19 protein-coding genes are annotated in these 21530 nt (G+C 60.6%); 10 read left to right on the forward strand and 9 right to left on the reverse strand.

All coding sequences use genetic code 11. From position 1 onward, the window contains the following. The first annotated feature begins 22 nt into the window (after positions 1–22). Positions 23–319: a hypothetical protein gene (locus C2I35_RS21880; RefSeq protein ID WP_146050013.1), complete on the forward strand. Its 297-nt coding sequence runs from the start codon at positions 23–25 to the stop codon at positions 317–319. Between the two features lie 10 nt (positions 320–329). On the opposite strand, the gene C2I35_RS10740 is transcribed toward C2I35_RS21880, so the two are convergent. Next, positions 330–1481 (reverse strand): UDP-galactopyranose/dTDP-fucopyranose mutase family protein, encoded by a 1152-nt coding sequence (locus tag C2I35_RS10740; protein WP_103763056.1) that lies wholly within the window; start codon positions 1479–1481, stop codon positions 330–332. Positions 1482–1486: 5 nt separating this feature from the next. Then, positions 1487–2455 (reverse strand): NAD-dependent epimerase/dehydratase family protein, encoded by a 969-nt coding sequence (locus tag C2I35_RS10745; protein WP_103763057.1) that lies wholly within the window; start codon positions 2453–2455, stop codon positions 1487–1489. Between the two features lie 169 nt (positions 2456–2624). On the opposite strand from C2I35_RS10745, the gene C2I35_RS10750 reads away from it, so the two are divergent. The 6 genes from C2I35_RS10750 to C2I35_RS10775 all read left to right on the forward strand — a co-directional run bounded on the left by C2I35_RS10750 (position 2625) and on the right by C2I35_RS10775 (position 10924). Then, on the forward strand, positions 2625–5264 hold the full coding sequence (locus tag C2I35_RS10750; RefSeq protein ID WP_170067181.1) for a glycosyltransferase: 2640 nt from the start codon (positions 2625–2627) through the stop codon (positions 5262–5264). Next, a complete protein-coding gene (locus C2I35_RS10755) occupies positions 5261–6091 on the forward strand; it encodes a sulfotransferase family protein (RefSeq protein WP_103763059.1) in 831 nt (276 codons plus the stop codon). The genes C2I35_RS10750 and C2I35_RS10755 overlap by 4 nt, the downstream gene beginning before the upstream one ends. Positions 6092–6218: 127 nt before the next feature. Next, entirely contained in the window at positions 6219–6920 is a 702-nt protein-coding gene (locus C2I35_RS10760; protein WP_170067182.1) for a sulfotransferase family protein, read from the forward strand. Between the two features lie 150 nt (positions 6921–7070). Further along, a complete protein-coding gene (locus C2I35_RS10765) occupies positions 7071–8234 on the forward strand; it encodes an NAD-dependent epimerase/dehydratase family protein (RefSeq protein ID WP_103763061.1) in 1164 nt (387 codons plus the stop codon). A gap of 119 nt (positions 8235–8353) precedes the next feature. Next, a complete protein-coding gene (locus C2I35_RS10770; RefSeq protein WP_103763062.1) occupies positions 8354–9352 on the forward strand; it encodes a glycosyltransferase family 2 protein in 999 nt (332 codons plus the stop codon). 132 nt (positions 9353–9484) lie between these two features. Continuing rightward, positions 9485–10924 carry a mannose-1-phosphate guanylyltransferase/mannose-6-phosphate isomerase gene (locus C2I35_RS10775; RefSeq protein ID WP_103763063.1) on the forward strand — a complete coding sequence of 480 codons (1440 nt, stop codon included), beginning with the start codon at positions 9485–9487 and terminating at the stop codon, positions 10922–10924. Between the two features lie 81 nt (positions 10925–11005). On the opposite strand, the gene C2I35_RS10780 is transcribed toward C2I35_RS10775, so the two are convergent. From C2I35_RS10780 to C2I35_RS10805, 6 genes are all read right to left on the reverse strand, one after another. Next, positions 11006–12502 carry a phosphomannomutase/phosphoglucomutase gene (locus C2I35_RS10780; RefSeq protein ID WP_103763064.1) on the reverse strand — a complete coding sequence of 499 codons (1497 nt, stop codon included), beginning with the start codon at positions 12500–12502 and terminating at the stop codon, positions 11006–11008. Positions 12503–12512: 10 nt separating this feature from the next. Next, complete coding sequence (gene kdsA / locus C2I35_RS10785; protein WP_103763065.1) at positions 12513–13355, reverse strand: 3-deoxy-8-phosphooctulonate synthase; 843 nt, start codon at positions 13353–13355, stop codon at positions 12513–12515. A 3-nt stretch (positions 13356–13358) separates the two neighbouring features. Beyond that, positions 13359–15011, reverse strand: a complete 1653-nt coding sequence (locus C2I35_RS10790; protein ID WP_103763066.1) for a KpsE/RkpR family capsule polysaccharide export protein — start codon at positions 15009–15011, stop codon at positions 13359–13361. Beyond that, positions 14989–15648, reverse strand: a complete 660-nt coding sequence (locus C2I35_RS10795; protein ID WP_103763067.1) for an ABC transporter ATP-binding protein — start codon at positions 15646–15648, stop codon at positions 14989–14991. Before C2I35_RS10795 ends, C2I35_RS10790 begins: the two co-directional genes overlap by 23 nt. Before the next feature lie 210 nt (positions 15649–15858). Then, entirely contained in the window at positions 15859–16887 is a 1029-nt protein-coding gene (locus C2I35_RS10800; RefSeq protein ID WP_103763068.1) for a permease, read from the reverse strand. Next, complete coding sequence (locus C2I35_RS10805) at positions 16880–17236, reverse strand: ArsR/SmtB family transcription factor (protein ID WP_103763069.1); 357 nt, start codon at positions 17234–17236, stop codon at positions 16880–16882. The genes C2I35_RS10800 and C2I35_RS10805 overlap by 8 nt, the downstream gene beginning before the upstream one ends. A 156-nt stretch (positions 17237–17392) precedes the next feature. Between C2I35_RS10805 and C2I35_RS10810 the strand changes: the two genes are divergently transcribed. Together C2I35_RS10810 and C2I35_RS10815 are read left to right on the forward strand one after the other, a co-directional pair. Beyond that, positions 17393–18415 carry an aspartate-semialdehyde dehydrogenase gene (locus C2I35_RS10810; protein WP_103763070.1) on the forward strand — a complete coding sequence of 341 codons (1023 nt, stop codon included), beginning with the start codon at positions 17393–17395 and terminating at the stop codon, positions 18413–18415. Between the two features lie 159 nt (positions 18416–18574). Next, the gene (locus C2I35_RS10815; protein WP_103763071.1) at positions 18575–20215 is read left to right on the forward strand and encodes a DUF4139 domain-containing protein; all 1641 of its coding nucleotides are present in this window, start codon (positions 18575–18577) and stop codon (positions 20213–20215) included. Between the two features lie 67 nt (positions 20216–20282). Here C2I35_RS10815 and C2I35_RS10820 read toward each other — a convergent pair whose 3' ends face one another. Continuing rightward, the gene (locus C2I35_RS10820; protein WP_103763072.1) at positions 20283–20933 is read right to left on the reverse strand and encodes a carbonic anhydrase; all 651 of its coding nucleotides are present in this window, start codon (positions 20931–20933) and stop codon (positions 20283–20285) included. Between the two features lie 152 nt (positions 20934–21085). Between C2I35_RS10820 and C2I35_RS10825 the strand changes: the two genes are divergently transcribed. After that, complete coding sequence (locus C2I35_RS10825; RefSeq protein ID WP_170067183.1) at positions 21086–21466, forward strand: hypothetical protein; 381 nt, start codon at positions 21086–21088, stop codon at positions 21464–21466. The last annotated feature ends 64 nt before the right edge of the window (positions 21467–21530 follow it).

Here is a 21530-nt window from a genome sequence, read left to right on the forward strand (position 1 = left end):
TCAAACCCGATAAGGCAGAATAATGCGAATTTCCTTTTCTCCGATCCGCTCAGACGATGATTTTTCTCTTGAGCGCCAGGGCGATACTTTGCTGGTCAACGGTTTTCCGTTGGATTTTTCTGATGTGGCACCTGGGTCAAGTCGGTCCATGACCGAGTGGCCGGCATCTGCCTTGTCGGCCGATCCAGAGCGTGGCGCCGATGGTGTTCTGAGCATTCAGCTCTTGCTGCCGCACGGCCCGAATGCCCCGAGTGAGAGACTTTATCCTGAGCCGATCTTCGTTGCACTTGACGGACCCATCGCTTTGCCCGGAAGCTGACCCAAGAGGTTCAGAGCGGCGAGACCAGGAACGGCGAAAGCCGTTCTCCCGAGGTCTGGGCGGTGAGGAAGGCTGTCGCGGCATCCAGGGCTTCACGTATGCATACGTCCATGTCCAGGTAGCGATAGGTCCCGAGTCGGCCGACGAATGTCACGCCCTTGGTTGTCTCGGCCTGCTGGACATAGTCGACAAGCAGTTGTTTTTCCGCAACAAGTCTTATCGGGTAATAGGGCATATCCTCGGGCCCGCACTCACGGGAATACTCACGGGTGATGATCGTGTCCTGATGTGATTCCCAAGGCATGAAGTGCTTGTGTTCCGAGATGCGTGTGAACGGGACATCCCGATCTCCGAAGTTCATGACTGGGCACCCCTGGAAATCGCCTTTTTCGATCGAATGTTCGAAGTCCAGAGTCCTGTAACCAAGCCGACCCGAACGATAGCCGAAATAGGCGTCCAGCGGACCTGACCAGAACAGATGCGTGTCCGGTGGAACCTCGCGCGGATCAAGCTCTGTCGCGAGATGAAGCTTGATATCTGGATGGTCCAGCATTGCCTCTACGATCGGGGTATAGCCGGTTTCCGGCATCGCTTGGATCGGGTGGGAGAAATAACTGCCTCCGTAGGTGAATCGAAGGGGCAGACGTTTCAGGATGGATGCCGGTAATTCGCGAGGAGACCGACCCCATTGCTTTTCGGTGTAACCCTGAAAGAACGCCTCATAAAGGTCCTTTCCAATCATGGAAAGGGCCTGCTCTTCGAAGCTGACGGGCGCTTCGATCTGCTCGGCTTGACTGATTATAAAGGCGCGCGCCTCGTCGGGCCGCATCGCGCTATTGTAGAATTGGTTTATCGTGGCAAGCGTCACAGGCAGAGGATAGACGCGTCCTGATACCGTGCTCCAGACCTGATGACGGTAGGGTCGGAAGGTTCCGAAGCGGCGTATGTAATCCCAAACCTCATAATCCGCAGTGTGAAAGATGTGAGGCCCGTAGACATGTACCAGCACATTCGTTTTCGGGTCGCGCGCGGTGTGGCAATTTCCTGCGACGTGGTCGCGTAACTCGAAGACATCCACGGAATAGCCAGCTTCGGCGAGCTCTCTTGCTATGACTGCACCCGAGAGCCCGGCTCCCGCGATCCACACTGGAAGCTTTGGCATTTGGGCTACTGGTCCAGATAATATGCGAGGGTTTGACGAATTCCTTCTTGAAGCGGCGTCACACCATCCTGCAGAAGATCCCGGACGTCATGGCTATTTGCGATCACATGACGTGGTTCGGTCTTCAGAAGGTCCGTGGCCGCTTCAGTCTTGCAGCGCAACTTTTTGCCAGATGCTGTTTCGATCGCGTGGACCACGTCCATCAAGGGGCTCGAAACACCGGAGCCAACCATGTTGACGGTCGACAGATCCGCGTTTTCATGAACGCGAAGCGCCTGGGTTGCAATTGCACGTCCAACATCGCCCGCATAGACAAAATCACGTTTTTGCTGACCGTCGCCGTTGATCGCGATCTCGTGCCCGGCAATCGCCGACCTGACAAAGACATGTATGGCGCTCTTTTTTTGTTCCGAGAAGCGACCGTAGACATTGGTCAGGCGGATCGCACTGTACGTAGCGCCGCGTTGCTCCACCAGCTTTTGCAGGATCAATTCCTCAGCAGCTTTCGTGGCGCCATAGAAGTTCTTGGGGCAATAAGCGGAGTCCTTGCGAACCTCGAAGGTTCCGTCAAACAAGGCGCCTGCAGTCGAAATCAGGATGAAGTGATCCTGCGGACGGATTGCGTCAAGAACGAAACGCGATGGCATGTCGATATTGGCAGCGATAAAATCCATGGGGCGCTCTCTGGACTCTGCCACACGAGTCTCGCCGGCCAAGAATACGAAGATGCGACCGCCCGTTCCGGATGTCCCGCTCTCAAGCGTGTCCAGGAATGTCAGCGCATCCGGGTCCTGATAGTTGCCGTGATAGGCGGGCAGGTCCAGCGACTTGTAATTCGGAGCGGCGTTTGCAAGGTTGTCGATCACTGCGGGCCTGAGCACGCCGAACGCATTCTGCGTGTTCATGACCTCCAGGACATTACGACCGACAAAGCCGAAACCGCCCACGAGGATTACCGTGGAATTGCTCTGCATTCGTGCCGCCTCTCTGAGTTGATGCCTGCGGCTCACGCTTCTAGTGTGAACGGCGGGAAAGATCAAACGGTTCGCAATTGCAGCGTGAACCGATTGAAACCCATGCGCGCCTTTTGTAAATGACGACGAGGTCGGTGACTTAGTGTTGGGTTGGCCGCAGGAGGGCTGGGTGAAATCAGGCGGCAGCACAGAGGGTGTAGACCTATCCGTTATCCTTACGGCTCATGACGAAACCCTGGTTTGCGGTCCGACAGTGACCTCGGCCGACAGTGCCATCCGCGCGGCACAGGACGCGGGCATAACTGTTGAACGCATCATCGCCTTGGACCGGCCCACCTTGGCTGCGAAGCAATGGTTTTCCCAGCACGCACTAGCCGACTGGTCGTGCCTTGAGTTCGATGAAGGCGACTTGGGCCGCGTCCGCAATGCGGTGCTACCTCATAGCCGCGGGAAGTTCGTTGCTTTCCTCGATGCCGACGATCTGTTTTCCGAAAACTGGTTGCGCGACGGCGTCATGATGCTGCGCGACGCCGCAACTGCCGGAAAACGCGCCATCGCCCATCCAGAGCTGAATTGGCTCTTTGACGGTGCGCATTCAGTCTACCTCAAACCTGCCCAGGATGAGGTCCTGTTCACGCCATGGCATTTTTACGCCATGAACTACTATGACAGCTTGTGTCTGTGCCCGCGCGAGGCGCACTTGGAGCATCCTTATGTTCATCGCGATATCCCCAACGGCCTAAGCTATCAGGACTGGCAGTTTTCCATTGAGACCATGGCGGGCGGCTGGGAGCATCTTAGCGTTCCTGACACGATCATTTTCAAACGTCGCCGCGACGTCTCGCTGGTCAATGAAAGTCGCAATCGGCGCGCGCTTGTGCGCCAGCTTGACCCTATGGCCATCGACAAAGTGGCATCGCTAGGCGGAACGGTGCCGCGTCAAGACGCTGATCCCGACGCCGAGGCCCTAGCGTTTCCCGTTCAGGTTGCCGCCGATTTCAGCAGCCGAGCGTACCGGTTTTTTCGCGGCGCGGCCACCGAGACGCCTAGCAGGACAATGGGTGATGTTCCGCATTATGGCGCCGTTTTCGGGAAGCTGGTGTCAGATGCAACTGCGAGGAAGGGCTACATCCCACGAAGTATGCGGCGGCACTACGACCTGGTCGCTGAAAACCTTGATGTTCCCTTTTACCTTGCAAGCAATCCCGACATTCGCGAACTCGGGGATATGGACCCCGTAGCGCATTATATGCGCGCCGGTTGGAAAGAGGGGCGCGACCCGGCGCCATGGTTTACCACGCGGCTTTACCTGGAGCGGTATCCCGATGTGGCGCAACGCGGTGAAAATCCCTTTGTCCACTGGCTGACAACAGGTTGGAAAAACGGCTACACGCCGATTTTCATTCGCGATTTGGACACTGTCGCCGAAATTCTGGGTCTCACGCCGGAGCAGACAGTGGCCGCGTGGCGCGCGCGCTATGCTGATTTGCAAGAGCGTTTTACCCACGGTGCGCTTGGCGCGCAGGTCAAGGCGGCGGCAGAGCATGAGCCGCTTGTCGAACTCGCATGGATGGAAGCAATTCAGGTCAAGCTGCCACCGCTACATTCCAACGTGGTGTCCGCCCGTACCGCCAGCGTTTGGCGGCTTTCGCAGGCCGCAAACATGAGGCGTGCGCGCCACGTCATTTGTGTCAACCGGGCCAGATTTGGCGGGGCGGCGCGGATCGAGGGGCATCTGGCGCGCAGTCTTGCGGCGCGGGATGGCGCAGAGTCCGTTGTGGTGATCACGACCGATCGCGCCGGCCAGATGCCGAAAGGGAAGCTGCCCGAGGGGGTTCGGCATGTCGATTTTGCTGAGCTCACGCCCAAGGCCAGCCAAATCGAACGAGAACGCATACTTGCCGAATTCCTGCGCAGTTTGAACCCGGAAGCCGTTTTCAACGTCAATTCGCGACTGCTGTGGGATGCGTTGACGCCGTATGGAAAGGCACTTGCGGCGTCGATGCACATTTACGCCTGTCTGCTTTGCCCCGAACAAACGTTGCTTGGTCACTGGACCGGTTATCCCCTGCGGCGGTTCTACAGGCACTTCGACCAGTTGACGGGCATCATTACCGACAGTCATCGTCTGGTTCAGGATCTGCGGTCACAATATCTGTTGCCTGAGGACTGGTCGAAAAAGTTGCGGGTCCTGCCAAACCCGGTCGCCTCCAGCATTCCGATTGCCCGCCCTGCGGAGAACCCAAAGCCCAGGATATTCTGGGCCGGACGACTGGATCGCCAAAAGCGGCCGGATCTTTTGCGGGCGATCGCGGCGGCACTCCCCGAGGTAGACTTCCATGTCTGGGGCGAAAAGGTCATGGATGCGGAAGGGCTGCCTGATCCGCTGCCTTCGAACCTGACCGTGCACGCTCCGTATCTGCGATTTGCGGACCTGCCGATGGAAGAGGCGGATGTATGGCTTTACACGTCCGCCTGGGACGGAGTGCCTACAATGCTTTTGGAGGTTGCGATGACTGGTGTGCCGCTGATTGGGTCGGATGTGGGTGGCACAACAGAGGTCCTGCGGTCAGGGTTGGCGACTGCCATGCCCAAGGACGCGGAGGTGAAAGACTGGGTCGCAGCCATCCGAAGTTTGCTGTCAGATCCTGTTACCGCTCGAGAAAACGCCAAAAGGCTTCGCGAGACGCTTTTGGCGGAGCGGTCTTCAGAAGAACACGCACGTGCTTTGGATGCGTTCTTAAAAGACACGGCCCAAATGCGGCACGAGACCCCCCGGAACGACCCTGTTGAAGGCCCTTTGCCATGACCGTATCCACCACGACCCGATTGCCCGACTTCGTTGTTTTGGGGCAAGGCAAGGCAGGCACGTCGCTGATCTATAATGTTCTGGGGCAAAACCCGTCGATCGGCCTGTCCACGCCGAAAGAGCTGCATTTCTTTTCCGCTTGCTTTAAGCGGGGCGTGGACTGGTACAGTCAGCACTTTGCAGAGATTCCGGAGACGGCGGATCTCGTCGGAGAAGTTGCGCCGTCTTATCTGTCGGCGCAGGCGGTGAGGCGCCTTGCAAGTACGCTTGGGCGCGAGACCAAGGTAATTTTCGTGCTCCGGCGTCCGATTGAGCAGGCATATTCCCGGTATTTGCAGAACATCTGCGCAGATCAGCGGCCCGGGCCGTTTCCCAAAAGCCCGCAAGCTCTGACAAGAAGGCTTGAAAACGTATATGACGCGCTGAGCGAGTGTTATCGTTTATTCGATAGGAATAATATTCTGCCGCTGTCCTTCGAGATGGACGTTGCCGGCAGCGATCCGCAGTTCGAGAACCAAATCCTTGAATTCCTCGGTCTTCCGCCCGCCGACTTTTCGCGGCCTTTCATCCAGGGCAAAACAGTCAATCCGGGCGTCATGCCGCGCTATCTTTTCAGCCGCGACAAGGCCCTGACCTTGAGCGAAGGCCGCGAGACCTTTGTCTTGCCGCCCAACAACCTGGTATTCTGTGGACAGCAACGCAACAGTTGGGTCAAGGCCGATCCAAGCGTTGACGAGGTTCTTGACGCCATGAGCCGGCAAAGCAGCTGGACGCCGGGGCTGAGCGAGGAGGAATACGGCAGGCTGCAAAACGATGTTGTGCTTTAGGCATCGCAGCGTTTCGGGGATGCATTCGGGCTTGACCTGTCCCATTGGCGCAACCCCCCGCACGACATCATATACAACAGTGCTCCTCCACCTAAAACGCTTCTTCAAGAAGGGAATGGGTCAAAACATGACGTCTGATCCAGCGATTGTGCCTGCGTTGAAAGGACGGAAGTTTTCCCGATCCTTGCATGTCTGTCGCAGGCTTGGACTGGTGTATGTCAACAACCCCAAGGTCGCTTGTTCGACTATCAAGCTTACGCTGCAACGTACCGAACTTGACGCCCCGGATTACGAACCTGTCCGCTCGGTACATGCCCATGCGGAGTCGCCCTTGCTGACTTGGCCAGAGATCGAAGGCGAGGAAGACGAAGCTCTCGAGGGTCGGTTTATTTTTTCCTTTGTACGGCACCCGTTGGAGCGGTTGAGATCGGCTTATCTCAACAAGATCAAGCTGCGCCAGAAAAGAGGAAGATTCCGCGTTCAGGCCGGGTTCGATGCCAATGAAGTTCCCGACTTCGAAAGCTTCGTCAGGGCGGTCTGTGCGCAGCGTCCGCCGGAGCAAAATCCGCATTGGCGGCTGCAGGTGTTTAACCTGTCGCTCGGACGAATCGATTATCATTTCATCGGAAGACTGGAACGATTCGCTACCGATTGGGCGGATTTGTCCGCGCAAACCGGTCTTCCGGCGCAAGCCAGCTTTGCCGGGAAAAGTTCGGCCAAACCGGAGAAGGAAGATCTGCACCTGTCTTCGGATGCTTTGGCCATCGTGCGCAAGGCCTATGCCTTGGATTTCGAGACATTGGGCTACACTCTTTATCCGGACCAATAATGATTGGCCCGAAAAACGAGCAACAATACGCCGTGCTGTTTTTCGGCGTCTTTTGAACGGGTGCTGAGGGTTTTAATCTTGTCGCAATCCTGTTTATAGGACTCCAGACAGCGCGACATCACTTCTTATCAAACGAACGGGTAAAATATCATGAAGGTAATCATTCTCGGCGGCGACGGCTTTTGCGGCTGGCCCAACGCACTTTACCTGTCGCGTCGTGGACATGACGTCACAATCGTGGACAACCTCTCTCGCCGTGAGATCGACTTGGAACTGGAGGTCGACAGCCTGACCCCCATCCGACCCATCGGAGAGCGGCTGCGGGTGTGGAAAGAACTGACCGGTAACGAGATCAAGTTCTACAACTTCACGGTTGGCGAACACTACCACCGGCTCTTGACGCTGATCCAGGATGAAAAGCCTGACGCGATCATTCACTTCGCCGAACAGCGTGCTGCGCCCTATTCAATGAAATCGGCCTCGCATAAGCGCTATACCGTCAATAACAACATCAATGCCACCAACGACGTGCTTGCCGCGATTGTGGAGTCGGGTCAGGATGTTCACTTGATCCACCTGGGAACGATGGGTGTCTACGGTTACGGCACCGCGGGTATGAAGATTCCCGAAGGTTACTTGACGGTGAAGATTGATACGCCCGAGGGCGAAACGGAAACCGAGATTCTGTACCCGACCAATCCCGGTTCGATCTATCACATGACGAAAAGCCAGGATCAGTTGTTGTTCGCGTTCTACAACAAAAACGACGGCGTGAAGGTGACCGACCTGCATCAGGGCATCGTTTGGGGCACCCAGACCGACGATACCAAGATGGATGAAAGGCTGATCAACCGCTTTGATTACGATGGCGACTATGGCACCGTTCTCAATCGCTTCATCATGCAGGCAGCCGTCAAATACCCGATGACAGTGCATGGTACCGGCGGACAGACCCGTGCGTTCATCCATATTCAGGATACGTGCCGTTGCATCGAACTGGCACTCAACAACCCGCCGCAGGCGGGTGAGCGTGTCAACATCCTCAATCAGATGACCGAAACCCATCGGGTACGGGAACTTGCCGAGATGATCGAAAACATGATGGGGGCGGAGATCGCGTATTTGGAAAATCCTCGCAACGAGGCGGCGGAGAACGACCTTTTTGTGGCAAATGACCGGTTTCTCGGCCTGGGACTTGAGCCGATCAAGCTCGATTCTGCCCAAGGTATTGTGCAGGAAGTTCACGAGATCGCCGAGAAATACGCGGATCGCTGCGATCGCTCCAAGATCCCTTGCGTTTCGACCTGGCGTTGAAACGCATCGGTCAGGGCGGGCAGGCGCCTTTCTTCGAAGGCGTCTGTTACTTGTCGTGGGTCTGACTTTACGTGCCGCCTGCATCCCCACACTGGGTCGAATAATGCCGGAGGCGCGTCATGCATTATAAGCGGCGCACAGAAGCAAGATTTTGCGACGCGCTTTCGGTGATCATTCCATGCTACAACCCTGATCCAGACCGGTTGTATGCCTGTCTGGAGAGCCTTGCGGCTGTATACCCCGCGCCGGAGATCGTCATGGTCGATGACGGGTGTGACGAACCTCTTACAAGCGCGCTGCGCCTGCCTGAGGGACTTGGCCAACCGCGTATCCTGCGACATGCGATCAATCGTGGTCCGCTCGACGCTCGGCGCAGCGGGCTACTCGAGGCAACCCGGCCGTATATCCATTTCGTCGATGCGGACGATCTGGTGGATGTCGCTCTCTATCGCGCCCTGTCGGGGCGTGACCGACTGCCTGATATCCTGACATTCCGGGCCCTGAATCAGTTGGAGGATGGCAGCGAAACTTCGAGAGGGCAGCCCGAGACGGACCACACGCTGTTGCAGCGCGCCGAGCGCGTGGAAAGCTTCTTTGGCTTTCGCTATCTGTTTTCCGTGTGGAACAAGATCTACACGCGCGAACTGGCCATAAAGGTACATGCCAACCTGCCGACTATGCTGGACCTCCGGTTTGGCGAGGATTTTGTCTTTAACGCCTACGCTTTTTGGCTGGCAGAGAGCCATGAACACGTGGAAACTGTGGGCTACAGGTACTGTCAGCACGCCGCCCAGGTCAGCGCGTCTGCGTCCCAGGAGAAGATGCAGCAAAGGTTGATCGCGGACCAGACGACGTCGATGACAACCGTTTTGGAATTTCTACTGGCTCAGGAGCCGGGAAAAGACCGTGACACAGCAGTGCACGCATTTTCCGTGCGCGAATACCATGCCACGATGCGGTTGCTACAGAACACGCTTGGAGTCACACAGGCAACGCAGATTGACGAGGTCGCGCATTTGATGGACGCCCGTCTTGCGGTCTTTGCCCCCTGGGCGCGCGAGATCCTGCGGCAGCGGGAAAGAGCCGACGGCCTTCAGGCCCGAATTGCCGATCGTTAGTGTTCGCGCCAGGAACACGTTCTACGATTGGGGTGGCATTCAGCCTCGCCCATTCGCTAAGAACAGAGATGTTTACATACGACCGGCCTGGGTCAGGCTGGGCTGACATGAAACGAAACGAGGATCACGGCCATGCCAAATGTCACTCCTGTTATACTTTCCGGCGGCTCTGGGACTCGGCTTTGGCCGCTCTCGCGCAAGGGGCATCCTAAGCAATTCACCTCGCTTATCGGCCAAACCTCGCTGTTTCAGCAGGCGGCGACGCGGCTTTCGGGACCTGGCTTTGAACCGCCCATCGTCATCACTCATGCCGATTTTCGGTTCGTCGTGCTTGATCAACTCAGGGACATCGAAGTTGATCCGGGGCTTGTGCTGATTGAGCCCGAGGGGCGCAACACGGCGCCCGCGGTGTTGGCGGCCACGTTGGCCGCGCTTGCCGAAGATCCGGACGCGGTTCTGCTTGTGGCGCCTTCGGACCATGTCATTCCCGATGCGCCAGCCTTTCGTGACGCCGTGACACGCGGGCTTGAAGCGGTCGAGGAGGGTCGGCTAGTGACATTCGGGATCGAACCGGACCGGGCCGAGACCGGCTATGGCTATCTTGAACTGAACTCTGTCCCTGATCAGGACGGCAGACCCGAAGAGCTCAAGCGTTTCGTGGAAAAGCCCGATGCGGATCGGGCCGAGCAGATGCTGGCCGCTGGAAATTACCTTTGGAACGCCGGCATCTTTCTTTTTGCCGCAAAAGACATGAAGGCCGCGTTTGAAGCTTATGCGCCCGACCTGCTGGCGCCGGTCACCGCCGCGGTCGAGCAGGCGGAATCCGATCTGGGTTTTGTGCGTCTGGCACCTGATACTTGGGCGCAGGCCGACGATATCTCGATCGATTACGCGGTGATGGAAAAGGCCGACGCCCTGTCTGTCGTCCCGTACCGGGCCGGCTGGTCTGATCTGGGAAGTTGGGAAGCGGTGGCCCGCGAGATGGGCCAGGACGAAGAGGGCATCGCCGCCGAAGGGCCAGTGACGGCCATTGACTGCAAGGATGTCATGTTGCGTGCCGAGGATCCCGATCAGGAACTGGTGGCAGTAGGTGTCAGCGACCTCTTGGTCGTCGCGATGAAGGACGCGGTTCTCGTGGCGGATCCTGCCCGTGCCCAGGACGTCAAGCTGGCCGTATCGACGCTGAAGGAAAAAGGCGCGCGCCAGGGTGAGCTTTTCGCCATGGATCACCGCCCGTGGGGGCATTTCGAGACCTTGGCGGCAGGTGACAGGTTTCAGGTCAAGCGTATCGTCGTCAAACCCGGCGCGCAATTGTCCCTGCAAAGCCACCATCATCGGTCTGAACACTGGATTGTCGTGGCCGGTACGGCACGTGTCACCATCGGTGACGAAGTGCAACTCGTGACTGAGAACCAGTCGGTGTACATCCCGCTTGGGATGAAACATCGGATGGAGAATCCGGGGAAGGTGCCGATGATCCTGATAGAAGTGCAAACCGGCACGTATCTGGGGGAGGATGACATCGTACGATTTGATGACATCTATGCGCGCGGCCAAGGCGCGAAAGGGTAGCTTTCTTGTTCAGGGCGCCGCCTGTTGAGTTGGGAAACAAGTATCGGTTTCGTGCATGTTTTGGACTGACCCGAAAAGGTTCTAGATGCTCTGATCGTATTCCCCTACCGAAGGCTCGGTGCGGATGACGGTGTCGATCTCGGCGAAGATGGCGCGCATTTCCTCGTCTGACGTGGCGCTTTCGCAGACCACGACGAGGTTTGGGGTGTTGGACGATGCGCGAACAAGGCCCCAGCTGCCGTTTTCGAGAATGACCCGCGCTCCGTTGACGGTGACCACTTCCTTGATGGGCTGGCCGGCAAAGGTTTCGCCCGCCTCATGCTTGGCGACGAGTTTCTGCACCAAGCGGTCGAGCACGTCGTATTTCTCGGTGTCGCCGCAATGGGGCGACATGGTGGGGGTGGACCAGGTCGTGGGCAGGGCGCGGCGCAGGTCGGACATGGACATGTCGGGGTTGCGGTCCATCAGCTTGCAGATTTCCACCGCGACACGCATGCCGCAGTCGTAGCCGCGGCCTACCGGCTGGGCCAGGAAGTAGTGGCCGGATTTTTCGAACCCTGCCAGTGCGCCCAGTTCCTTGACCCGGCGCTTCATGTGGCTGTGGCCGGTTTTCCAGTAGTCGGCTTTCACGCCGTTCTTCTGCAGCTCGGGGTCGGCGGCGAAGAGACCGGTGGATTTCACGTCGGCCACGAAGGTGGAGTTGGGATGCAGTTTGCTAAGGTCGCGGGCCATGATGACGCCCATCTTGTCGGCGAAGATCTCTTCGCCCTCGTCGTCGACCACGCCGCAGCGGTCGCCGTCGCCGTCGAAACCGAGCGCGAAATCGGCGCCCGAGTCCTTCACAGAGGCGGCCATGTCGTGCAGCATTTCCATGGCTTCGGGGTTGGGGTTGTAGTTGGGGAAGGTGTAGTCGAGCGTGTTGTGCGAGGGGATGACCTCGACGCCCAGACGCTCGAACAGCTCGGGCGCGAAGGCCGAGGCGGTGCCGTTGCCGGTGGCGCAGACGACGCGCAGCTTGCGGGACATGCGGAAGTCGCCGACGAGGTCGTCGAGATAGGCCTCGCGCACGCCGCTTACGAATTCGTAGCCGCCACCCGAATGGGGTTCGCCCTCGCCGTTCAGGACGATGTCGCGCAGTTCTCCCATCTCGTCGGGGCCGTGCGTGAGGGGGCGGTCAAAGCCCATTTTGACCCCGGTCCAGCCGTTCGGGTTGTGCGAAGCGGTGACCATCGCGACGGCGGGTACGTCGAGGTGGAACTGCGAGAAGTACGCCATGGGCGAGAGCGCCGGGCCGATATCCTTGACGTGGATGCCAGCCTGCATCAGGCCGACGATCAGGGCGTTCTTGATCGACAGCGAATAGTCGCGGTAGTCGTTGCCGACCGCGATCACCGGGTCGATGCCGCGGCGGCGCATCTGGGTGCCGAGACCGAGGCCGAGGGCGGTGATGCCGGGCAGGTTGATCTCGTCGGGGTATTTCCAGCGGGCGTCGTATTCACGAAAGCCCGTGGGCGTGATCATCGGGTCGCGGAGAAATTCCCAGGTGTTCTGGGTCACGTCGGCGGCAGGCTTGGTCACGGAAATACCTTTAGTTTGGATCGATGCGGCAAGGATATTCTTTTGCCAGCCTGTCGAATTGCATGAGGCTGTGCAAGAGGGCGGGCATCTGGTCGAGCGGGATCATGTTGGGCCCGTCCGAGGGCGCGGTGTCGGGCGCCTCGTGTGTCTCGATGAAGACCGCCGCGATGCCCAAACTGACGGCGGCACGGGCCATGACAGGGGCAAACTCGCGCTGGCCGCCGGAGCTGCCGCCCTGGCCGCCGGGCTGTTGCACGGAATGGGTGGCGTCCATCACCACCGGATAGCCGGTGGCGGCCATTTGCGGCAGGGCCCGCATGTCCGCGACCAGGGTGTTGTAGCCAAAGGAGGTGCCGCGTTCGGTCAGCAGGATGCGGGTGTTGCCGGTGCTCTCGATCTTGGAGATGACATTGGGCATGTCCCAGGGGGCGAGGAACTGGCCTTTCTTGACGTTGATCGCGGCACCGGTTTCGCCGGCGGCGAGCAGGAGGTCGGTCTGGCGGCAGAGGAAGGCGGGGATTTGCAGGATGTCTACGACCTCGGCCACCGGGGCGCACTGGTCGGGCAGGTGAATGTCGGTCAGGACCGGCACGCCGAGCGCATCCTTGACGGATTGCAGAGTCTTCAGCCCTTCGTCGATGCCGAGGCCGCGCTTGCCCGACAGGGACGTTCGGTTGGCCTTGTCGAAGGACGCCTTGAAGACGTACTGGGCACCGGCGGCGGCGCAAGCCTCTTGCATTGCGCCCGCGATCATCCGGGCGTGATCGGCGCTTTCCAGCTGGCACGGCCCGGCGATGACGGTGAGCGGCGCGTCGTTTCCGACGCGCAGGTCTGCGATTTCAACTGTTTTCATGTCCTACGACGAAACCTGTTCCTTGAGCACCGATGCGGTCAGCGACAGCAACAGGTAGATACCGCCGAAGATCAGGAACGCAAGCAAAGTGTTCTCGAACTTGCGCGGATAGGAGGGATCCTGCGAAGCGACGGGTTTCACCGCGACTGTCAGGTAGCGGACTTGCTTGTTCGCCTCGATCTCGGACTGGCGCTTGGTTTCCAGCGCGGATTGCAGGACCATGTCGGAGGTGGCGAGATCGGCCTGTGCCATCTGGATCTCGGCAGCCTGGCTGGCGAGCGAGGCGTTTTCCTCGGTCGCCTCGGTCAGGCGGGCGTTCTGCTTGGCGAGTTCTTGCGACAGGACCTCGACCTCGGAGCGCAGGGCCTCGACCCGGGCGGTGTTGGGGCGGGAGTTGGCCAGCTGGGTGTTGAGCGCCAGCTGCTTTTCCTGCAGCTGCAATTCGACGTTGCCGATGAGTTGGCGGATGTTGGCGATCTCGCCTTCGGGGTCGAGGATCGAGCCTTCCTGCAATTCGACGAGGCGGCGCTGGGCGGCGCGGCGTTCATCCTTGGCCTCTTGCAGCGCGGCCTCGGCGGTCTTGACGGCATCGAAACGTTTTTCCTGGCTGAGTGCGTCGACGCGTTCCTCGGCGTATTCGATCAGCTTCTCGGAGAACTCCTGGCTGGTTTCGGGGTCGGCGGTGGCGACCTCAAGCCGGATCACGCCCTCGGTCGGGTCATAGCCGAGGTTCACGTATTTCTCATAGACCTTGTAGGCGTCCTCGTTCGTTGCATCGGGCTCGAGACGCTGGATCGGGTCGATCTCTTCGCCGCTGAACATCGCCTTGAAGCCCACATCCTCGTTCAGGCGCAGCATGGCATCCTTGGATTCGAGGTAGGATTGGACCGCGATTGAATCCTGCCCGGTGGCGAATTGCGAAGGCAGAAGGCCGCCCAGCCCGCCCTGGCCACTGCCGCCGCCGTCGGCGGTGATGATCAGGAACTCGGACTTGGTGGAATACATCGGCGTGGCGATGGCATAGAAATAATAACCCGCGATCAGCGTCGGCAGCATCACGAATGCCGCCAGCCGCGACATGAGCAGCAGCATCTTCTTGCGGCGGCGCGAGGCGATGTCGCGCTGGATCTTCTGGATTTCGTGGGCGCGCCGGTCGGCCGGGCTGAGCTCGGTCGAGGGTAGGGCGATCTGGCCCACCGGCACGGTCTGGGGCAGTTGCACGCGTTCGCCGCCGGTTTCCGCGGGCAGCGTGTTTTCGCCGCCCGAGACCAGCTCGACGATGTTGGAACGCTGGAACGGGTCGATGCCGCGGGCGCGCAGGAGGCGGACCGCGTCGAAATCGGAGGTGGGGGCCAGGCCATGTTTCTGGGCCATGCGGCGAGCCATGCGCAATTGCCGGCCGGTCAGGCCTTCCTTGCGGATATCGTCGATATCCTGAGACACGGAGACCTCGCGGGTCGAAGATACTTCGCCCTCGTGCACCGGGGCGTGCTGAGTGTCGTACACTGGCGGTTGTGGGGTGGTTTCCGACGTCTGCTGCACCTCGTCTTCGGCGACGGTCTCGGGACCGGTCTCGGGGCCGGGCCCGGCGGCATGTCCGTTGCCCGACACGGTGCGGCGGATGCGGAACTTTCTAGCCTTGGGTTTCGTAGTCATACAGCCTTTTTGCCTCTTCCAAGGTGTCGAAAATATGCAGTTTGCCATCCATCAGGACGGCGGCCTCTCGCGCGAATTTCTCGAGCGTGGCGGGCTGGTGCGATACGATCACCACTGTGGTTGTACGCAGGCGTTCCCGAAGGATGTCGCCCGCGCGCCGGTTGAATTCAACGTCGGTGGAGCTGGGCATGCCCTCGTCGATAAGGTACATGTCGAAATCCAGCGCCAGCATCAACGAAAAGGTGAAGCGCGATCTCATGCCCGAGGAATACGTGCCGAGCGGCTGGTCGAAATATTCGCCAAGGTTGCAGACATAGCGGCAGTATGCCTCGACATAGTCGGGGTCGAGCCCGTAGAGCGTGGCGATGTAGCGCGCGTTTTCCTTGGCCGAGACGCGGCTGATGACGCCGCCCATGAAGCCCAAGGGGAAAGAGATGCGGCAGCCGCGCCGGATCTCGCCCTCGTCGGGTTTCTCAAGGCCCGCCATCATCTTGATCAGGGTGGTCTTGCCCGTGCCGTTGGGGGCCAGGATGCCGAGCGAGCGGCCAAGCTCCACCCGGAACGAGACGCGGTCAAGGATCACCTTGCGCTGGGTGCCCGTCCAGAAGGACTTGCTGACATTGTCGAACTCGAGCATCCAGAAGCTCCGTCGCTGCTCTTGACCCTCGTTTAGCGAGGTTTTGTTGCGGCTGCGTTAGCCATGATCCCGTACATTATGTCGGAATTGTCCACGATGTGACAACAAATCGGGGCAAATTTGTGTGCATGGTAAGAAAAAACGAGGAAGCGGCGCGAAAGCCCGGGAAGCTCTCGCGCCGCGTGGTCGAGGTGAAGGGGTCTTGCAGGATCAGGCGACGGCGTGCCACGCCATCCCGGCCAGAACGGCGCCGGTGAATCCGAAGCCGAAATAGGCAAAGAAAATCCGTGGCTTGACTAGCGCCCAGACGGCGATGGCGGCGGGGATGCAACTGACGCCGCCTGCGATGACGAAGCTCATCGCGGCACCTTGGCTCATGCCTTGCGCCAGCAGGGCATCGACCAGCGGCACGGCGGCATAGCCGTTGAGGTAGGCCGGCGCGCCGACAAGCGCCCCGAGAAGGATCGTTCCGATGCCGTCGCCGCCCAGCACCGTGGCGATGGTTTCGGCGGGGATGTATTGCAGCATCACCGCCTCGATCACGTAGGCCAGCGTCAGCCATTTCAGCAGGAAGATACCGTTGTCGATGACGTTCTCGCGGAAGGTGGCGGTGCGCTCGTCTTCGGCCCAGAAACGCCAGACAGGGCTGCCTTCGAACGGCTTCTTCGCACCGCAGCACCCGCCGGTCTGGCGGTTTTCGCGCAGGGGGTCGGCGAATAGGGGCGAGCGGGCGAGCGCCATGGTGACGAAGCCGCCCATGAGGCCAACACCCACCGCGGCGGCGGCCTTGGCGACGGCGAAATCCCAGCCGATCGTTCCGGAGGTGATGAGGAACATGGCCGGGTCCATCAGCGGCGAGGCAAGCCAGAAGGCCATCACGGCCCCAAGCGGCGCGCCGAGCGCCAGCATGGCGGCGATGAAGGGAATGACCTCGCACGAGCAGAAGGGCGACAGGCCGCCCAGGAGAGCCGCGAGGAAGATCATGCGAACCTGCCGCCCCTCGAAGGCCTTGGCCAGCAGGGTCTCGGCGCCGGTGGCCTTCATGTAGGCCACGGCGAGGACGGCGAAGACGATGAAGGGCGCGGTGTGCAGGAGCGCGCCCGCGGTGAAGGTTACTGTCGGCCAGAATTGCGGCGGGTCAAGCACGGCCACGGCGGAGAGGATCAGCGCCAGCGCCAGCCACGCCTTGTCGAGGCTGGCCCATCTGCGGCGCAGGGTGGGGGCGGAAATGTCAGCCATGGTCGTGGTCCTTTGGATCATCGTGCGCGCAATGGTCCCTGTCGGCACAGCATTCGCGCAGCAGAAAGTCGGCCAGCGCGTGCAACTCGTCATAGGCGACAGCGGCGCAGATGATGCTGCGGCCCTGTTTTTCCTGCCGTACGAGCCCGGCCTGCGCCAGAATCTTCATGTGATGGGTCAGGGTCGAGCCTGCAACCCCGGCGCGTTCACCCAACTCGCCGATGCGCAGCCCTTCGGGACCGGCGCGCACGAGTGTGCGCAGCACGGCGAGACGTTGTTCGGAGCCCAGCGCGGCAAAGGTCGAGGCGGTGAGGGCGAGATCGAGGTCGGGAATCGAGGTTTGTTTCATGTTTCGAGAATTATCGAAATTAGCGTCGCTTGCAAGCCATATTTCTAGAAATATAGAAATGACAGGCTCCGTGAACCCTGTGGAGCCCCTTTAACATCGCGCTGCACTGCGGTATGAGCGGCGCAAAGAGACCCGAACCGAAGAGGATTTCCCAACATGGGTTACAAAATCGTCGTCGCGGGCGCCACGGGCAACGTGGGCCGCGAAATGCTGAACATCCTGGCCGAGCGCCAGTTCCCTGTCGACGAGATCGCGGTACTTGCCAGCCGCCGGTCCATCGGCACAGAGGTCAGCTTTGGCGATCAGACATTGAAAACCAAGGACATCGACGGGTTCGATTTCACTGGCTGGGATATGGCGCTGTTTGCCATCGGCTCGGAGGCCACCAAGAAATACGCGCCGATCGCGGCCAAGGCGGGCTGCGTGGTGATCGATAACTCGTCGCTGTACCGCTATGATGCCGATGTGCCTCTGATCGTGCCGGAGGTGAACCCGGATGCGATCATGGGCTATACCAAGAAGAACATCATCGCGAACCCGAACTGTTCCACTGCTCAGATGGTCGTCGCGCTGAAGCCGCTGCATGACCGCGCGAAGATCAAGCGCGTGGTGGTCAGCACGTACCAGGCGACCTCGGGCGCGGGCAAGGAAGGCGTCGACGAGCTGTGGGACCAGACCAAGTCGATCTACAACCCCACGGACGAAGTGCCGCCGAAGAAGTTCCAGAAGCAGATCGCCTTCAACGTCATTCCGCATATCGACGTCTTCATGGAAGACGGGTCGACCAAGGAAGAGTGGAAGATGGTGGTCGAGACGAAAAAGATCGTGGACCCGAAGATCAAGGTCACGGCGACCTGCGTGCGGGTGCCGGTGTTCGTGGGCCACGCGGAATCGGTGAATATCGAGTTCGAGGAGTTCCTGGACGAGGACGAGGCGCGCGACATCCTGCGCGAGGCGCCGGGTATCATGGTCGTCGACAAGCGCGAGGACGGCGGATACGTCACGCCGATCGAATGCGTGGGCGATTTCGCCACCTTCATCAGCCGCATCCGGCAGGACAGCACGATCGACAACGGCATCAACCTGTGGTGCGTCAGCGACAACCTGCGCAAGGGCGCGGCGTTGAACGCGGTGCAGATCGCGGAAACGCTGGGCAACCGGGTGCTGCAGAAGGGCTAAGCCCCTACCATCGCTGTGAAATTCCGGCCGCGCCGTCCTTTGCCAAGGGCGGCGCGGTTTCTTTTCGTGAAAAAATTTCACGGTGCGGCCAAGAACGGCGGACTTGCGCGCGTCACATGAGAGACCGATCATCCGGCCAATTATCCTGGAGTAGACACCATGCGTTCGCTTTCCCTGATCATCCTTGCCGCCACGCCGTTTCCCGCGCTGGCCGAAGACTTCGCCCTGTCGAGTGACGTGGGCGCGGTCACGCTTTATCCGCAAGGCGCCACCATTACGCGGCATGTGCCTTACAGCATCCCGGCGGGTCAGCATCAGCTGATCCTGACGGATTTGCCGCGGTCGACGCCGCTCGCTTCTGTTCGCGTGGCGGTCGAGGGCGCGGCGATGGGCAGCGTCACGACGCGACGCGATTTCGTGCCGCCGCGCACCGAGAAAGACACCGCCGCGTTGCAGGCCGCCCGCGCCGAGGTGGAGCGGCTGGAGGACGAGCTGCGGGATGCCCGTGCCGCGGTCGAGACGATCCGGCTTGAGGCCGAGGCGGCGCGGGCGCGAGTAGCGTTTCTTGAGAAACTGGGCGAAGGAGAGGGTGTGACCGAACTGGACATTGCCGAATTGCGCGACCTGTCGGCGATGATCGGAGAAGAGACCTTGGCGGCGCTTCGCAACGCTCAGGATGCCGAGCGGCGCGCCGATGCGGCGGCGCGGTCGCTGGAAGATCTGGAAGAAGAGCTGGAGCGTGCGAAACAGGCCGAGGCCGCGCTCGTGCCCGAGGACGAGGACCGCGCGATGCTGGCGGTCGCCGTCAGCGCCGAGGCCGCCGCCGATGGCGTGCTGACGGTGACCTACAACACCGACGCGGCCGGGTGGGAGCCTGTCTATGACCTGCGGCTGGATCGGACCAGCGGCACGCTGACGCTGGAACGGGGCGCCTACGTGGCGCAGTCGACGGGCGAGAACTGGCAGGCGGCGGAACTGACCTTGTCGACCGTGCGCCCCAGCGAGCAGACCGCGCCCAGCGAGGTGTGGCCATGGCTGCGCCGGATCTACGAGGAGCAGGTGCCGCAACCGCCCATCCCGCTGGCGCGTAGTGACGCCGAGTCGGACATGGCGGCGGGGGCCGCCAAGGAAGAGGCGATGGCGGTCATGCCCGAGCCTGTCGCCGCTGCCGCCGATTTCGACGGGCTGTCCGTGACCTACAGCTATCCGGGCACGGTGTCGGTCGCCACCGGGGCGGACCGGGTACGCCTTGCGCTGGGCACGCTGGAGACGCAGGCCGAAACGGTCGCCAAGGCGGTGCCGCTGAACGACCCCAGCGCGTTCCTGGTGGCGGAGTTCACCAACGACATGGGCGAGCTGATCCTGCCCACCGCAGAGGCGAGCTTTTACCTGGACGGGCGCTTCGTGGGGCAGCGGCACCTTGATCTGATTTCGGCGGGCGAAGAGGCGGAACTGTCCTTTGGCCCGATCGAGGGGCTGCGCCTGACGCGTACGGTCGAGGACCGGGCCGAGGGCGACCGCGGCGTGATCTCGAAATCCAACCGGATCTCCGAGACGGTGCGCATCGAGGTCGAAAACCTGACCGGCGAGAGCTGGGCGTTGCGGGTGCTGGACCGGGTGCCCTATTCCGAGCAGGAGGACCTCAAGATCAACTGGGAGGCCACCCCCGCCCCGACAGCGGAGGGCGTCGACGACAAACGCGGCGTGTTGGCGTGGGAGTTCGAGCTGGGCGCGGGCGACACGCAGGAGATCCGCCTGGAGCACACGATCCAATGGCCGGATGGCATGATGCTACGCTGAGGCGGTTCGCGGCCCGAAAAGCCGCATGCGCCGCCCACGCGGGCACGGTGCATGCGGCGCGCGGCAGCTAGACCGGGACGAAACCTTTTTCCTCGGGCATGTAGTGCTCGATCACGCCTTCGCCGATATCGTGCCAGAGGCCGTGCAGGGTGAGGTTGCCCGATTCGATGGCTGCTGCCACGAAGGGGAAGGTGACGAGGTTTTCGAGGCTGACGAGCACGGCCTGCTTTTCCAATGCCGCCACGCGTTCTTCGGTATCCTTGATCTTTTTCACGCGTTCGTAGCCGGGGCGCAGGATATCCATCCAGCGGCCCACGAAGCTGGTCTTGTCGTTGAGTTCGGGCGCCTCGCCCGAGCACATCGCGTCGCAGCCGCGCACGCCGCCGCAATTGGAATGGCCCAGCACGATGACGTGCGCGACCTTTAGCGCGGTGACGGCGTATTCCACCGCCGCCGAGGTGCCGTGCTGCTGGCCGTCGGGGGTGAAGGGCGGCACGAGGTTGGCGATGTTGCGGTGCAAAAAGAATTCGCCCTGGTCGGCACCGAAGATGGCGGTGACATGCACGCGGCTGTCGCAGCAGCAGATGACCATCGCGCGGGGGTGCTGGCCTTCTTGCGCCAGGTGGCGGTACCAGGCCTGGTTGTCCTGGTATTTCGTGGCCTTCCAGCCCTTGTAGCGTTGCACGAGATAGCTGGGGAGCGGGCGGACTCTCTTCATGGTGGCGCCTTTGGATCTGTCACGGTTCCTAACGGTGATAATCTGGATTCTAGAAGAATTCGAGATAGAAATTGGTCGGCGGCAAACCAATTCAAAAGGCTTTGCCGGCATGGTCGGCCCTGCCGAGGGGGCATGGAAATGTGGGAAAAACCGTGGAAAGAATTACTCTTTTGAACCAGACCGAGGTCGTGCAGCTGGACCAGGGGCGGTTGGAGCAGCTTTACCTTCAACTCGGCGAGGCCGGAGCCGAGGATGTCGTCTGCCGCGCACTGGAAGAAGTGGCGGTACGCCTGTCGCATACCGAGCGGTGCTTTCGCCGCAACCAGGTACAGGACATGCGCAAGAGCGCCCGGAGCCTGATCGCCATTGCCGAGCAGGTCGGGATGAGCAAGCTGGCGGGCGTGGCACGGGACGTGACGCTGAGCATCGACCTGTGTGACAAGGTAGCGGTGGCGGCCACGCTCGCGCGGTTGCTCAGGATCGGCGAGAGCTCTTTGCATGAAATCTGGGACGTGCAGGATTATTCTGTCTGAGGCCTTGCAGGTGCGGCGCTTAAGGCTAGGCTGAGCGGGAACGAAACCATCCCGGGACATGCGC

Source organism: Roseovarius confluentis (assembly GCF_002917925.1).
Lineage (GTDB): Bacteria > Pseudomonadota > Alphaproteobacteria > Rhodobacterales > Rhodobacteraceae > Roseovarius > Roseovarius confluentis.